The organism is Pseudomonas sp. AP19, assembly GCF_001728855.1.
In the GTDB taxonomy this organism is placed as follows: Bacteria; Pseudomonadota; Gammaproteobacteria; order Pseudomonadales; family Pseudomonadaceae; genus Aquipseudomonas; species Aquipseudomonas fluorescens.
In genome coordinates, this window is record NZ_LXJP01000073.1 from 18,321 (window position 1) to 31,405 (window position 13,085).

Annotated in this window: 12 protein-coding genes; 8 read left to right on the top strand and 4 right to left on the bottom strand. The window is 60.9% G+C overall.

Annotated features, from left to right (window positions below):
- Window positions 1-22 precede the first annotated feature (22 nt).
- Genes A7D21_RS30525 through A7D21_RS30550 form a run of 6 tightly spaced genes read left to right on the top strand, consistent with a single transcriptional unit; the run spans window position 23 to window position 6,690 of the window.
- Window positions 23-715, top strand: coding sequence for an RDD family protein (locus tag A7D21_RS30525; protein WP_053257777.1), 693 nt, complete (start codon window positions 23-25; stop codon window positions 713-715).
- Window positions 712-1,692, top strand: coding sequence for a stage II sporulation protein M (locus A7D21_RS30530; protein ID WP_053258038.1), 981 nt, complete (start codon window positions 712-714; stop codon window positions 1,690-1,692). The genes A7D21_RS30525 and A7D21_RS30530 overlap by 4 nt, the downstream gene beginning before the upstream one ends.
- On the top strand, window positions 1,679-3,205 hold the full coding sequence (locus A7D21_RS30535; protein ID WP_069553477.1) for a DUF4129 domain-containing protein: 1,527 nt from the start codon (window positions 1,679-1,681) through the stop codon (window positions 3,203-3,205). The genes A7D21_RS30530 and A7D21_RS30535 overlap by 14 nt, the downstream gene beginning before the upstream one ends.
- Window positions 3,202-4,359 carry a DUF4350 domain-containing protein gene (locus A7D21_RS30540; protein WP_053257779.1) on the top strand — a complete coding sequence of 386 codons (1,158 nt, stop codon included), beginning with the start codon at window positions 3,202-3,204 and terminating at the stop codon, window positions 4,357-4,359. Before A7D21_RS30535 ends, A7D21_RS30540 begins: the two co-directional genes overlap by 4 nt.
- Complete coding sequence (locus A7D21_RS30545; RefSeq protein WP_053257780.1) at window positions 4,356-5,351, top strand: MoxR family ATPase; 996 nt, start codon at window positions 4,356-4,358, stop codon at window positions 5,349-5,351. Before A7D21_RS30540 ends, A7D21_RS30545 begins: the two co-directional genes overlap by 4 nt.
- Window positions 5,352-5,358: 7 nt before the next feature.
- Window positions 5,359-6,690: a DUF58 domain-containing protein gene (locus A7D21_RS30550; protein WP_069553478.1), complete on the top strand. Its 1,332-nt coding sequence runs from the start codon at window positions 5,359-5,361 to the stop codon at window positions 6,688-6,690.
- 61 nt (window positions 6,691-6,751) lie between these two features.
- On the opposite strand, the gene A7D21_RS30555 is transcribed toward A7D21_RS30550, so the two are convergent.
- Window positions 6,752-7,111, bottom strand: a complete 360-nt coding sequence (locus tag A7D21_RS30555; RefSeq protein WP_053258039.1) for a PilZ domain-containing protein — start codon at window positions 7,109-7,111, stop codon at window positions 6,752-6,754.
- Between the two features lie 225 nt (window positions 7,112-7,336).
- Window positions 7,337-7,711, bottom strand: coding sequence for a tol-pal system YbgF family protein (locus A7D21_RS30560; RefSeq protein ID WP_053257782.1), 375 nt, complete (start codon window positions 7,709-7,711; stop codon window positions 7,337-7,339).
- Window positions 7,712-7,885: 174 nt separating this feature from the next.
- Here A7D21_RS30560 and pyk point away from each other — a divergent pair, with 174 nt between their 5' ends.
- On the top strand, window positions 7,886-9,337 hold the full coding sequence (gene pyk / locus A7D21_RS30565; RefSeq protein ID WP_053257783.1) for a pyruvate kinase: 1,452 nt from the start codon (window positions 7,886-7,888) through the stop codon (window positions 9,335-9,337).
- Window positions 9,338-9,496: 159 nt separating this feature from the next.
- Here the strand turns inward: pyk and A7D21_RS30570 are convergent, their stop codons facing one another.
- On the bottom strand, window positions 9,497-10,246 hold the full coding sequence (locus tag A7D21_RS30570; RefSeq protein WP_069553479.1) for an enoyl-CoA hydratase-related protein: 750 nt from the start codon (window positions 10,244-10,246) through the stop codon (window positions 9,497-9,499).
- 30 nt (window positions 10,247-10,276) lie between these two features.
- On the bottom strand, window positions 10,277-11,209 hold the full coding sequence (locus tag A7D21_RS30575) for an iron-sulfur-binding ferredoxin reductase (protein ID WP_069553480.1): 933 nt from the start codon (window positions 11,207-11,209) through the stop codon (window positions 10,277-10,279).
- Between the two features lie 221 nt (window positions 11,210-11,430).
- Between A7D21_RS30575 and A7D21_RS30580 the strand changes: the two genes are divergently transcribed.
- A complete protein-coding gene (locus A7D21_RS30580) occupies window positions 11,431-12,954 on the top strand; it encodes a fumarate hydratase (RefSeq protein ID WP_053257785.1) in 1,524 nt (507 codons plus the stop codon).
- The last annotated feature ends 131 nt before the right edge of the window (window positions 12,955-13,085 follow it).

Below are 13,085 nucleotides of genomic sequence, written 5' to 3' on the forward strand. Positions count from 1 at the left end.
GCCCGCACTGCCAAGGATCGCAATGCCATCAGCTCCTTTGGATACCCATTACCAGATCGAGACCCCGGAGGGCATAGACTTGCCGTTACGCCCGGCCGGGCTGATGCCACGTGCGTTGGCCTTCGCTTTCGATCTGGGCTTGCGCGGCCTGATCATGGGCATCCTGCTCGTACCGCTGGCGCTGCTTGGCAATATCGGTTTCGGCCTGGGTTCCCTGCTGCTGTTCCTGATCAGTTGGTGGTACATGGTGCTGTTTGAGGTACTCAACCAAGGTTGCTCTCCGGGCAAGCAGGTCATGGGCTTGCGGGTAGTACAGGATGACGGCACACCCATTGGCTGGTCCGCCTCACTTATTCGCAACCTGCTGCGTTTTGTCGACATGCTGCCTTTCGGCTACTTCCTTGGCGCCATCAGTTGCCTGCAACATCCGCATTTCAAACGGCTCGGTGATCTCGCTGCCGGCACGCTGGTGATCTACCGCGAACAGCCACTGGCTCGCCCGAAGGTGCCTCCGGCCGCCGCCCTGCGCCTGCCCATTGCACTGGAACTCAGCGAGCAACGCGCCATCCTTGGCTTCGCCGAACGCCAGAGTGAACTCTCCGCCGAGCGGGTACACGAACTCGCCGCCATCCTTGCAACACCGCTGCACGTCTCTCCAGCACGCGCCGTGGAGCAACTCAATGGCGTGGCTCGCGGCTTGCTGGGGCCGACATGAAGCAGAGCCTGTTCGAAAGCCGCCATCAGCCGCAGTGGCAAGCCTTTGCCGAACAACTCAAGCAGTTGGAGCAAGGCAAGACCAGAGCCCGCGACGTGGCTGATTTTCCACACCATTATCGACGCGTGTGCCAGCACCTCGCCCTGGCCCAGGAACGTGGCTACAGCAGCTACCTGATAGACCCGTTGCAACAACTGGCGCTGCGCGGCCACCAACAACTGTATCGCCACCGCAGCCACTTGGGGGCGAACGCATTGGGCTTCATCCTGGCTGACTTCCCTCGTCTGGTGCGTGAACAGTGGCGCTTCGTGCTAATCGCCAGCCTGTTGTTCTTCGGTAGCCTGGTGGCGGTTGGGTTGCTGGTCTATCTGTTTCCAGACCTGATCTACAGCATCGTCAGCCCCCAGCAGGTGGCCGAGATGCACAGCATGTACGACCCGGATGCCAGCCGCCTGGGACGTGCCGCCGATCGCGCATCCAGTGAAGACTGGATGATGTTTGGCTACTACGTGATGCACAACACCGGCATTGCTTTCCAGACGTTTGCCGCCGGCCTGCTGTTTGGCCTGGGCAGTGTGTTCTTTTTGATTTTCAACGGCCTGATCATCGGCGCCGTATCCGGGCACCTCACGGAGATCGGCTACGGCCAGACCTTCTGGTCGTTTGTCATCGGCCATGGCGCTTTCGAACTCAGTGCCATTGCCCTGGCCGGCGCGTCAGGCCTGCAGTTGGGCTGGGCGTTGATCGCCCCCGGGCAACTGACACGCAGCGAATCCCTGCGTCTGGCGGCACGCAAGAGCGTGCAGATGCTCTGCGGGGTCATGTTATTCCTGCTGATCGCGGCATTTATTGAAGCCTATTGGTCGTCTTCCAGCACGCTCGCCCCCTGGATCAAATACCTGACAGGCGCCGGGCTGTGGCTGCTGATGGGCGCTTACCTGGCCCTTGCCGGACGGACTCACCATGCGCCTGAGTGATGCCAGCGTAGTGATTCGGCCGCGCACGCCCTGGGAAGCCATGGACCTGGGCGTATTAATGGCGCGGGAGCATCGCCTGCTATTGATGACCAGTTGGGCAATGGTGACCCTGCCACTATTCGTGATGCTGACCGCCCTGCTGTGGGATTACCCTTCCACGGCGATGTTTTTATTCTGGTGGCTAAAACCGGCCTTTGACCGCCTACCGTTGCACATCCTGTCAAAAGCCTTGTTTGGCGAGACACCCAGCCTCAAACAGGCAGTACGCCATTGGCCGCGCCTGCTCAAAGGTCAACTGCTGGCCAGCCTGACCTGGAGGCGGTTCAGCCTGAGCCGCAGCTTTGTGATGCCGGTGAGCCAACTCGAAGGCCTGGACGGCCAGGCCCGCGAAAGACGCCTAGGGGTGCTCCTGCAGCGCAACGCCGGTGCTGCACGCTGGCTGACCATCATCGGGGTGCATTTGGAAATAGGCCTTTGGTTCGGTTGCATGGCATTGTTCTATCTCTTCATTCCGCAACAACTGGAACTGGATTGGGACTGGCAACGGCTGGCACTGGCAACCGGTTCAGAAGGGGTGTGGCTGGAGCATTTGAGCAACGCCTTCTATGCGTTGATCCTGGTGTTCTGGGAGCCCATCTATGTCGCATGCGGTTTCAGCCTGTACCTCAACCGCCGCACCGTCCTGGAGGCCTGGGACCTGGAATTGGTGTTCCGCCGGCTGCGCCAACGCCTGAGCAGCATCGTACCGTTACTGCTAGTGGCCGGGCTGATGCTTCTTCCTTTCAGCCGCCCGGCCCTGGCCGACGCCCCGGAATCGCCCAGGCAGGTCACGCCCCAGGCCGCCAGCCAATCGATCAAGACGCTGCTGGACGCTCCCCCGTTCAAAAATCAGGAAACCGTCACCCGTTACCGTTTTGGCGATGAAACGCCCACTGCAAAACACAAGGCGCGCGGTGAGGGCAAACTTCCGGCCTGGCTTCAGTCACTGCTGGACAGCTTCAACAGCGCTACTTTCAAACACGCAGCCCTCGGCCTGGAAATACTGTTATGGAGCCTGCTCGCGGGGTGCGTGGCGCTATTGGTCTGGCGCTATCGCGACTGGCTACGCACCTTTGTCAGCCGCCGCAGGCCACTCAAACCGAACGCTGCCAAACCGGCACCCACCCACTTATTCGGCCTGGCGCTGGGCACCGACACCTTGCCTGACGACGTCGCCAGCGCCGTCGAAGAATTGTGGCTTACCCAGCCAAGGGAAGCTCTTGGTCTGTTGTATCGCGGCCTGCTCACCCGACTGCTGCACGACTTCAACTTACCGCTGAAAAGCGCGGACACCGAAGGCCAGGTCCTGCAGCACGTTCATCACCTGCAACAACCGCAATTATTGGCCTTCAGCGATGAACTGACCCGCCACTGGCAAAACCTCGCCTATGGCCACCACCTTCCCCCCACCTCGGTGCAACAGCAACTGTGCCGCGATTGGCGTGCCCTCTTCAGTCCGGGAGCCGCCCAATGAACCGGCCAATGTTGTGGGTCGGCCTGTTGCTGTTAGGTTTGCTGGGAGCAGGTGGCCTTTACCTTTGGCATATCGCAACGCCCTATGACGAGGTAGTCGACCGTGGCCCGTCGCCTCAGGTCATGGCCAACACCTACTTGGCAGCCGAATACTTCCTGCGTCAGCAAGGCCTTGCAGTGGAGCAAGCCAACAGCCTTGAAAGGCTTGCCGACCTGCCTGCCGAAGGGCACAGTTTGTTGCTGCTGGGTGAACGCAGCAACATGACGCCACGCCAGGTGGACCAACTGCTGGCCTGGGCAAAATCCGGTGGCCACTTGTTGTTGGTCGCCGAAGCGCTATGGGATGAAGAAACAGGCAAAAGCGGCGACCTGCTGCTTGATCGGTTGAATATCCATCAAACGTTGAGCGAGACCGCTGACGAACCCACTTCCTCGCGCAAAAAGACAGCGCCGGACCTGACCAAACTCTATGTCGACAATGAAACTGCTCCCGCCTACTTCAGCTTCAATACTGACTTCAGCCTCACCGACCCCAAGCACCTGGCGCAGTTTTCCGCCAATAGCGCCAAATCCAGCCACTTGATGCAACGCAACTTCGGCCACGGCACCGTTACGGTTGTGACCGACAGCGATCTGTGGAAAACCCCGAATATCGGCAAACACGATAACGCCTGGCTATTGTGGTACCTCAACCAGGGCAAGGACGTAACCTTACTGTTCAACAGCGACGTGGACGACCTGCTGAGCCTGTTGATACGCAATTTTCCCCAGGCGTTGGTGGCGCTCATCGCGCTGATTAGCCTGGCGCTCTGGCGAGCTGCTATGCGCCAGGGGCCGATCCGCGCCCCGGCACCGAAGGCACGTCGCCAGTTGCAGGAGCACTTGCAGGCCAGCGCCGACTTCCTGCTGCGACGCAGCGGCCAGGGCACGCTGTTGCAAGCCTTGCAGAGTGATGTGCAACGGGCTGCAAGGCGTCGCCACCCAGGCTTTGAACACCTCGAAAGCGCGCAACAGTGGCAGGTACTTGAACGCCTGACGCGCCAACCCTCCCACGTCATCCGCCAGGCCCTCGGCCCACTCCCGGAAAAACGGCTCTCCAGCGCCGATTTCAGCCGGGAGGTGGCCAACCTGCAAACCCTAAGGAACGCCCTATGAGCGATTTTCCAACGGCCACTGACCCGGCTGCCGAAAGCCTTCAACACGCCAGCCAGCTGGCACAGGCCCTGCGCGTTGAACTGCGCAAGGCAGTGATTGGCCAGGACCAGGTGATTGACGACGTGCTCACCGCGCTGATCGCAGGCGGCCATGTATTGCTTGAAGGCGTACCCGGCCTGGGCAAAACGCTACTGGTACGCGCGCTGGCCCGTTGTTTCGGTGGCGATTTCGCACGCATCCAGTTCACCCCGGACCTGATGCCCAGCGACGTCACCGGCCACGCCGTGTACGACCTGCACACCGAACAGTTCAAGCTGCGCAAGGGGCCGCTGTTCACTCACCTGTTGCTGGCCGACGAAATCAACCGCGCCCCGGCCAAGACTCAGGCCGCCCTGCTTGAAGCCATGCAGGAGCGTCAAGTCACCCTTGAAGGTGAAGCACTGCCCATCGGCCAACCCTTCATGGTGCTGGCGACCCAAAACCCCATTGAACAGGAAGGCACATACCCGCTGCCCGAGGCCGAGCTGGATCGTTTCATGCTCAAAGTGCGCATGGACTACCCCGACTCACAGCAGGAACTGGATATGGTGCGCGAAGTCACCCGCTCATCCAGGGCCGATATGCTGGATGTGCAGCCATTACGTACAGTGCTGCAAGCGGATGAGGTGCTGCAGTTGCAGCAGATTGCCAGCGAACTGGCGCTGGACGAACAAGTTCTCGACTACGCCGTGCGCCTGGCCAGGGCTACTCGCAGCTGGCCGGGGCTGGCCATCGGTGCAGGCCCTCGCGCCTCCATCGCCCTGGTACGCGGCGCCCGCGCCCGTGCTTTGCTGCGCGGGGGCGCGTTCGTCACCCCGGACGATATCAAGGGCTGCGCTTTGGCGGTGCTGCGCCACCGGGTTCGTATCGCTCCCGAACTGGACATCGACGGATTGGAAGTGGACCAGGTGCTCAAGCAGTTGCTGGACCAGATTCCGGCACCTCGGCAATGACCCGTCCATGAAGCCGACTCGTCTGCTGCTGATCTGGCTCGGCGTACTGTTGGGCTTGAACAGCCTGCTGGGTGCCGCTACGGCCTTGCAGTTCAAGGTGCCCGACACCCTGTATTCGGTGGCTTGGGGCCTGCTGCTCGCGCTGTTTCTACTGGCGCTGCTGGACGCCATGCGTCTAAGCCGCCTGCCGTGTGCACGCGTGCGGCGGCAGATGCCAGGCAGCCTGGCCTTGGGCCGCTGGGGCGAGGTGCGTGTGACGCTTGAACACGACTACCCACAGCCGCTGACGGTACAGGTATTCGACCACGCGCCTGACGGCCTGAGCGTGGAGAATATGCCGCAATCCATCGAACTACGCCCCGGTCTAAGCAGCGAGCTCGGCTATCGCCTGCGCCCCTTACGGCGCGGGCACTTCATTTTCAGCCGTTGTGAAATTCACCTGCCCAGCCCCATGGGGCTTTGGTCCGCGCGGCGTCTGGTTGAGGCCCGTGATACGACCCGTGTTTACCCCGACTTCGCCCGTCTGTACGGCGCACAGTTACTGGGAGTGGACAATTGGTTGAGCCAACTGGGCATACGTCAACGCCAGCGACGAGGGTTGGGGCTGGAGTTTCATCAGTTACGCGAGTTTCGCGAAGGCGACAGCCTGCGGCAGATCGACTGGAAAGCCACCGCGCGCCAGCGCACGCCAATCGCCCGCGAATACCAGGACGAACGCGACCAGCAAATTGTGTTCATGCTCGATTGTGGCCGACGCATGCGCAGCCAGGACGCAGAACTCTCTCACTTCGATCACGCCCTTAATGCGTGTTTGCTGCTCAGCTATGTCGCCTTGCGCCAAGGCGACGCGGTGGGGCTATGCACCTTTGCATCTGACCAGCCGCGCTACCTGGCGCCCGTCAAGGGCACCGGCCAACTGAACCTGTTGCTCAATGCCGTATACGACCTCGACACCACCCGCCGCACCGCTGATTACCAGGCCGCCGCCAGCCAGTTACTGGCCCGACAAAAACGCAGGGCGCTGGTCATTGTGGTCACCAACCTACGGGATGAGGACGATGAAGAGCTACTGACCGCGGTTAAACGCATCGGCCGGCAACATCGGGTACTGGTCGCCAGCCTGCGTGAAGACGTGCTCGACCAACTGCGCCAGTCCCCCGTGCAAACCTTGCCCGAAGCGCTGGCCTACAGCGGCGCCATCGACTACCTCAATAAGAGAAACGATCTGCATGAGCGCTTGAGCGCCCACGGCTTGTCGGTATTGGATACGCCGCCATCAGGGCTTGGAGCGGCCTTGGTCACGCGTTATCTGGGCTGGAAAAAAGCGGGCGTATTGTGAGGCATGCACACCACCACGGCCTGGTGAACCACACCCGGGCCGGGGCGACAGCGTGCAAGGTCTAGGCGGAAGCCTGCAAAGGATCAAAACTGAAGTAATGCCACAGGGCGTTGATCAAATGCTCGTACGCCTCAGGCGCTTCGACCACACTGAACCCTGAGTCGTAGTGTTGCGGGTTGACGTCCTCATGGCTCCATAAGCAGGTGGCGGTGAGGTCAATTGCCTGGAAATCACCGTCTGCTGTCGGAATTTTCAAACGCAACTCGAACGCCACGTCGATCATCATGGGTAATTGGCTGATCAACATCAGCCCGTCTTTGGACACGTTACCCAAGTAACCAATCGGCTTGTCCGTAAGCCGGTTGAACACTTTCAGGAAACATGACAACTGATGCCGCTCAATCCGTCGGTCGGTAAACATGCTGAATTCGCCATCCATTGGCCATGAGTCTGGCCGCGCCAGTGATTCGGAACGGGCGATAAGGCCCGCTCTCCCTGGAGATCGGCGCGACGACAGCCTGTGCTTTGTCGCTCTACCGCTGCCAACCCCAAGCATTCCATTCGTTTGAACACAACCTTGTACAAACGAACACTCAAAGGATAGCTCAAGACTGGCGCCGGGCCAGCTATAGAATGACAAAGATCATCAAAGTGACGCCGGGCGCGGTTGTGCAACGCTCGCGCCAGAGTAATGCCCCAATTGCTTCAGGGTGTCGAGCCGGGCACGAGCACGGTAGGCATATTCGCTGGACGGGTATTGATTGATAATGAACTGGTAGGTTTGCACCGCATCGACAAACAATTTTTGCCGCTCCAGGCATTGCCCGCGCAACATCGAGACTTCCGGTTGCACGTAACGACGGGTACGGCTTTCACGGTCTACCTGGGACAATTCCAGAGTAACGCGCTCGCAATCACCGACCCCATAGGCACGGTAAGCGTTGTTCAAATGATGGTCCATCGACCAGCGGGTACAGCCGACGACACTGACGGCCAGGGCAGCAATGAGCAAAATTCGCATGGGGTTCTCCTGTCTTGTGCAGTGTATCGACCCCGCGTCGAAAATCTTCAAGGATGTTCGTCTATTCAACTGGAGCGAAAACAAGCGAATCATCGATAAGTAGTGCAAACGAACAATGACTACAACCAAAGAGCATAGTAGCCTTCCCCAGCGCTTGAACTCAGGAGTCTGTGCATGTCCGTCCGTCGTACCAAAATCGTCGCCACCCTTGGCCCGGCCAGTAACTCGCCGGAAGTCCTCGAACAGCTGATTCTGGCTGGTTTGGACGTTGCCCGTCTGAACTTCTCCCACGGCACCCCGGACGAGCACAAGGCTCGCGCCAAGCTGGTGCGTGACTTGGCCGCCAAGCATGGCCGCTTCGTGGCATTGCTGGGTGACCTGCAAGGCCCGAAAATTCGTATCGCCAAATTCGCCAACAAGCGAATCGAACTGAAGATCGGTGACAAGTTCACCTTCTCCACCAGCCATTCGCTGACCGAAGGCAACCAGGATGTCGTAGGTATCGACTACCCGGACCTGGTCAAGGATTGCGGCGTCGGTGACGAACTGCTGCTGGACGACGGTCGCGTGGTCATGCGCGTCGACACAGCGACCCCTACCGAGCTGAACTGCACCGTGATCATCGGTGGTCCGCTGTCCGACCACAAAGGCATCAACCGCCGCGGCGGTGGCCTGACGGCGCCGGCCCTGACTGAAAAAGACAAGGCCGACATCAAGCTCGCCGCCGAAATGGAAGTGGACTACCTCGCCGTATCCTTCCCGCGCGACGCCGCCGACATGGAATACGCCCGCAAACTGCGCGACGAAGCCGGTGGTACCGCCTGGCTGGTGGCGAAGATCGAACGCGCCGAAGCCGTGGCCGATGACGAAACCCTCGACGGCCTGATCAAGGCTTCCGACGCGGTCATGGTTGCCCGTGGCGACCTGGGCGTGGAAATCGGTGACGCCGAGCTGATCGGTATTCAGAAGAAGATCATCCTGCACGCACGCCGCCACAATAAAGCGGTGATCGTGGCGACTCAGATGATGGAGTCGATGATCCAGAACCCGATGCCGACCCGCGCCGAAGTGTCCGACGTGGCCAACGCCGTGCTCGACTACACCGACGCCGTGATGCTCTCGGCTGAAAGTGCTGCCGGACCGTACCCGCTGGAAGCCGTCCAGGCCATGGCGCGTATCTGCGTCGGTGCCGAAAAACACCCGACCAGCAAAACCTCCAGCCACCGTATCGGCAAAGTGTTCGAAAGCTGCGACCAGAGCATCGCGCTGGCAGCCATGTACACCGCCAACCACTTCCCGGGCGTTAAAGCGATCATCGCCTTGACCGAGAGTGGCTATACGCCGTTGATCATGTCGCGCATCCGTTCCTCGATTCCGATCTACGCGTTCTCCCCGCACCGCGAAACCCAGGCCCGCGCGGCCATGTTCCGTGGCGTGTACACCGTTCCGTTTGACCCGGCGTCCCTGCCGCCAAACCAAGTCAGCCAGGCGGCTATCGACGAGCTGCTCAAACGCGGCGTCGTGGAAAAAGGCGACTGGGTCATCCTGACCAAGGGCGACAGCTACCACACCATCGGCGGCACCAACGGCATGAAAATCCTGCACGTTGGCGACCCAATGGTCTGAGTAACACGCTGAAAAAAAGCCCCGCCATGTGAATGGCGGGGCTTTTTGCATTTCAAGGCCGGTTGACGGGCTAACTAAGAGCGCCTCATCGCAGGCAAGCCAGTGCCGACATTGGCGTGCGCTCAACTGTGGGAGCCGGGCTTACCCGCGATGGCGTCCTCAGCGCCTGGCAATAAACCCTGACAACGCCGCAATCGCTTCCGGCGATTTCAAGCGCTGAGTAAACAACGCCCCCTCTTCCTCGATCACCCGCCGCAACTGCTCGCGATCAACACTTTTTATCAGCTGTTTACTGACCTGCACCGCCCCCGGCGCCAGGGTCTCAAAGCGCTCGGCAATCTCCCGCGCCTTGGCCAATGCCGCTTCGCCGCTGCCCAGCGCCTCGGTCGCAATCCCCCAGGCCGCCGCCTGCTCCCCGGTAAACCCTTCGCCGAGCAGCAACAACTCCGCGGCTTTCGCATGCCCCAACAGACGCGGCAGGATCAGGCTTGAGCCAAACTCGGGGCACAACCCCAAATTAACGAATGGCATGCGCAAGCGTGCATCGCGACTGATATACACCAGGTCGCAATGCAGCAGCAGGGTCGTGCCGATACCGACTGCCGCGCCCGCTACCGCGGCAATGACCGGTTTACGGCAGTTGAGCAGGCTTTTCATGAAATGAAACGGTGGGCTGTCGAGGTCGCTGGGCGGCTGTTCGAGGAAGTCGGCAATATCGTTGCCGGCCGTGAAGCAGTCGCGACTGCCCTGGATCAATACGGCACTCACGCCTGAGTCTGCATCCGCCTGTTCCAGCGCCTCGGCCAGTTGCGTATACATGGCGCGCGTCAGGGCGTTTTTCTTGTCGGGACGATTGAACTGCAAGGTCAGCAGCCCGCGTTCGCGGCGCTGCAGGATGGCATCAGTCATGGCGAGTCTCGCGGCTGGGAAATTCAGCGCTCAACCACGGGGCAGGAACACATCGGCCAGCAGTTGATTGCGCGGCAGTCCGGCCAGGAACAGGCGCTTGGAAAACGCCTCGACACTGACAGGGTGTCCGCAGAGTAAGGCCAGAGTTTGCCGCGAAACAAGCCGCAGTTGCGCCAATACCTGGTCCCACTCAGCCGAGGTCCACAGCTCAACGGTCAGGTTCGAATGCTGCGCAGCCAACTGCGCCAGGGGCTCAGCCAAGTAATGCGCCTCGGCATCATGGGCCAGGTGAATCACGCGAATAGCGCCCTGATGATCCTGGCGTAACGCCTCCCGCAGCACGCCCCACAAAGGGCCCAGGCCCGTGCCGGACGCCAGCAGCCATAGCGGCCGCGATTGCCAGTCGGGGTCGTAGTGCAATGCCCCGCCTCGCAACTCGCCCAGTTGCAACCCGTCTGCGACCTGCAACTGCCGGGCGATATCGCTGAACTGGCCGGGCTCACGGCAATCGAGATGAAACTCCAGGAAGGCATCTTCCTGGGGCAGGCTCGCCAACGAATACGGACGCGCCACCTGCCCCGCCCACAGCACCAGATGCTGGCCGGCCCGGTAACGCAGGCCACGCTCAGGTAGCAGGCGCAGGCGCAGCACATTCATACTCAGCCAATCCACACCCACCACGCGGGCCGGAAAACCGTCACGCAGCGGGTCAAACGCGTCGACCTGCACGTCTGCGATGACCTGGCACTGGCAAGCCAAGCGCCAGCCATCCTGGCGTTGCGCCGCGCTCAGGGCATCGGGTTGCTTGTCCTCGACCTCGCCCCGGCACCGCACCAGACACGCGTGGCAACTGCCCGCCCGGCAACTGTAAGGCACACCCACACCTACCGTATTCAAGGCATCCAGCAGGTTGCTGCCGGTGGCGACCGACCAGTGGCGTTCGCCGACACGCAGTTCAGGCATATAAGGTCTCAATCAGAAAGGGCTGCGTACAGGGAATCACGCCCGACAGAGTTTGACCATAGTCGGGTGTATCGGCCACCGCGCCGGGTTATACTGCCGCGCCTTTTTAGCGTCGCGCCTGCTGCACTCGGCGTGCCTTGGAAAGGTGACTTCAGCCGACCGATGTACCCCACTGAAGCCACCTTTATTGAATGTTCCCGTCTTATAGAGGAGCGCGACTCATGACCGTGATCAAGCAAGACGACCTGATTCAGAGCGTTGCCGACGCCCTGCAATTCATTTCCTACTACCATCCCGTTGACTTCATCCAGGCGATGCACGAAGCCTACCTGCGTGAAGAATCGCCGGCAGCCCGTGACTCCATCGCGCAGATCCTGATCAACTCGCGCATGTGCGCCACCGGCCATCGCCCGATCTGCCAGGACACCGGTATCGTCACCGTGTTCGTGCGCGTGGGCATGGACGTACGTTGGGACGGCGCCACCATGGGCCTGGACGACATGATCAACGAAGGCGTGCGTCGCGCCTACAACCTGCCGGAAAACGTCCTGCGTGCATCGATCCTCGCCGACCCGGCTGGCGCGCGTAAAAACACCAAGGACAACACCCCGGCCGTGATCCACTACTCCATCGTCCCGGGTAACACCGTGGAAGTGGACGTGGCCGCCAAAGGCGGTGGTTCCGAGAACAAGTCGAAAATGGCCATGCTCAACCCGTCCGACTCGATCGTCGACTGGGTGCTCAAGACCGTTCCGACCATGGGCGCCGGCTGGTGCCCACCGGGCATGCTGGGCATTGGCATCGGCGGCACCGCCGAGAAAGCTGCGGTGATGGCCAAGGAAGTGTTGATGGAATCCATCGACATCCACGAGCTGAAAAAGCGCGGCCCGCAGAACCGTATCGAAGAGATGCGCCTGGAGCTGTTCGAGAAGGTCAACCAACTGGGCATCGGTGCCCAGGGCCTCGGTGGCCTGACCACCGTGCTCGACGTAAAAATCATGGACTACCCGACCCACGCAGCCTCGCTGCCGGTGTGCATGATCCCCAACTGCGCCGCCACCCGTCACGCGCACTTCGTGCTCGACGGTTCGGGCCCGGCGTCGCTGGAAGCGCCACCGCTGGACGCCTACCCGGAGATCGTCTGGGAAGCCGGCCCGTCGGCCCGTCGCGTCAACCTCGACACCCTGACCCCGGAAGAAGTACAGAGCTGGAAGCCGGGAGAAACCGTGTTGCTCAACGGCAAGATGCTCACTGGCCGCGACGCTGCGCACAAGCGCATGGTCGAGATGCTCAACAAGGGTGAAACCTTGCCGGTGGACCTCAAAGGGCGCTTCATCTACTACGTCGGCCCGGTTGATCCGGTGCGCGAAGAAGTGGTTGGCCCGGCGGGCCCGACCACGGCGACGCGGATGGACAAGTTCACCCGCCAGATCCTCGAGCAAACCGGCCTGCTGGGCATGATCGGCAAATCCGAGCGCGGCCCGACTGCGATTGAAGCGATCAAGGACTACAAAGCCGTGTACCTGATGGCTGTTGGCGGCGCCGCTTATCTGGTGGCACAGGCCATCAAGAAGTCGCGCGTTGTCGCGTTTGCCGAACTGGGCATGGAAGCGATCTACGAGTTCGACGTGAAAGACATGCCGGTCACCGTTGCGGTGGACAGCAAGGGCGAATCCGTGCACATCACCGGTCCTGCCATCTGGCAGAAAAAGATCAGTGAAAGCCTGGCGGTAGAAGTGCAGTAAGCACTTCCCTCGCAAGGAGAAAGGCGACTGCGGCCCCATGGCCCAGTCGCCTTTTTTATTGTGTACGCGGTCATGTGGGAGCGGGCTTGCTCGCGAAAGCGGTGGGTCAGTCAATTTAACTGTCACTGAGA